Below are 1,958 nucleotides of genomic sequence, written 5' to 3'. Positions count from 1 at the left end.
GGGGAGGTGACCGATCCGGAGTATTGGGTGGAGCATGTGCGTCGGCCGGTGATGTTCGCTGATGCGGTGTCCACTTTGGTGGATCGGGGTGTGTCCACGTTGTTGGAGGTCGGGCCGGATGCGGTGCTGACTGGGATGGCCGCAGAGTTCCTGCCCGACAACGTGGCGGCGGTGGCTGCTTTGCGCCGCGACCGCGAAGAGCCTCGCGAACTGCTTACTGCACTCGCCCGCCTCTACACCAGAGGTGCGTTCGCGACCTGGCCCCGGCTCGCCAACGCGGCGTCCGAAGTGGAGCTCCCAACGTATGCGTTCCAGCGGAAGCGGTACTGGATGACCGCGGTTCCGGGCGCGGATCTAGCTACTACCGGCCTCGACGACGCCGAGCACCCGCTGCTGGCTGTGGCGGTGCCGTTGGCCGGCGGCGACGGCGCGCTGCTCACCGGACGGATCTCCATGCACGCCCAGCCCTGGCTGGCCGACCACAAAGTCATGGACACGGTGCTGTTCCCGGGCACCGCCTTCGTCGAGCTGGCCATCCGGGCCGGAGACCAGGTCGGCTGCGGCGATCTCGACGAACTCACCCTGGCCGCGCCGTTGGTGCTCCCGCCCGGCGAGCCGATAAACCTTCAGGTGGCCGTGGGTGAGGCCGATGGCGATGGGCGCAGACCGGTCAGCGTTTACGCGCGTGCTCGCGACGAGGAGGAATGGACCCGTCACGCCACCGGCTTCGTCGCACCCGCCGCACCCGGGGCGGCCACGGATGGGCTGGCCGCCTGGCCGCCCGCCGATGCGGCCGAGATACCCGTCGACGATGCCTACGCCAGCCTGGCCGAGCAGGGATACGGCTACGGTCCCGCGTTCCAGGGACTACGCCGAGCCTGGCGCGCCGGCGGCGACGTCTACGCCGAGATCGCACTGCCGGAGCCCTTGGACCCCAACGGGTTCCGGGTTCACCCCGCGCTGCTCGACGCGACGCTGCACGCGTTCATGCTCAGGGCGCTGGAAGACGCGGCCGAACCGGCACTCCCGTTCGCCTGGAACGGCGTATCGGTACACGCGATCGGCGCGACCGAGCTGCGGGTGCGGTTCACCGCCACCGGTGCCGACACGGTCGCCATGCTGATCGCCGACGGGGCCGGTGCACCGGTCGCTTCGGTTCGGTCGCTGCAGTGGCGGACGGTTGCGGCCGACGCCCTCCCTGCGAGCCGCGCGCCCCATCGCGAATCCCTGTTCGCTGTTGAATGGGATACCGTCTCAGCTGGTACCGCGAGCGACCCCACCGGCTGGGCCGTGCTCGGCCATGACGACCTGGGTCTCGGTGCAGCGCTGGGGATAACCCGGCATGGCGTCACGCTCGGCGAGCTGCTCGCCGAACCCGCCGATGGCGTGCCGGATATCGTGCTCACCCGCCTGGTCGAACCGGCCGGTGCCGCCTACACCGATGCGATCGCCGAGGTCCACTCCGTCACCCGGGCGGCGCTGCAGCTGGCTCAGGATTGGCTCGCCGACGCGCGGTTCGCGCAGTCACGGCTGGTCGTGGTCACCCGCGGCCTGCTCGCCGAGGAGATCGGCGGCGGCAATCTGGCGCTGGCCGCGGCGACCGCGCTGCTGAGATCCGCCCAAGCGGAGAACCCGGACCGGATCGTGTTGGTGGACATCGACGGCGCCGACGACGCGCTGCACCTGCTCCCCACGGCGATCGCCATGGATGAACCGCAGGTGGCCGTCCAATCCGGACAGATACGCGCGCCCCGGCTGGCCCGCGTGCGCGCGATCACCGACGACGGCGCACCGCTGCGCACCGGCGGAACCGTGCTTGTCACCGGTGGCACGGGCGGGCTCGGCGCGATCCTCGCCCGGCACCTGGTGCACCGGCACGGGGTGCGGCATCTGCTGCTCGCCAGCCGCCGCGGCCCGGTCACCCCCGGCGCGCGCGAGCTCGCCGACGAGCTGACCGC

Annotated in this window: 1 protein-coding gene; it reads left to right on the top strand. The window is 71.4% G+C overall.

Translation table 11 applies throughout. The features are described from left to right. Positions 1–27 precede the first annotated feature (27 nt). A partial coding sequence (locus DM816_RS41710; RefSeq protein WP_162908431.1) for a polyketide synthase dehydratase domain-containing protein occupies positions 28–1,958 on the top strand: 1,931 nt, incomplete at its 3' end.

This window comes from Allorhizocola rhizosphaerae, assembly GCF_003426775.1.
Taxonomy (GTDB): Bacteria; Actinomycetota; Actinomycetes; order Mycobacteriales; family Micromonosporaceae; genus Allorhizocola; species Allorhizocola rhizosphaerae.
This window is presented reverse-complemented; position numbering and strand designations above follow the sequence as displayed.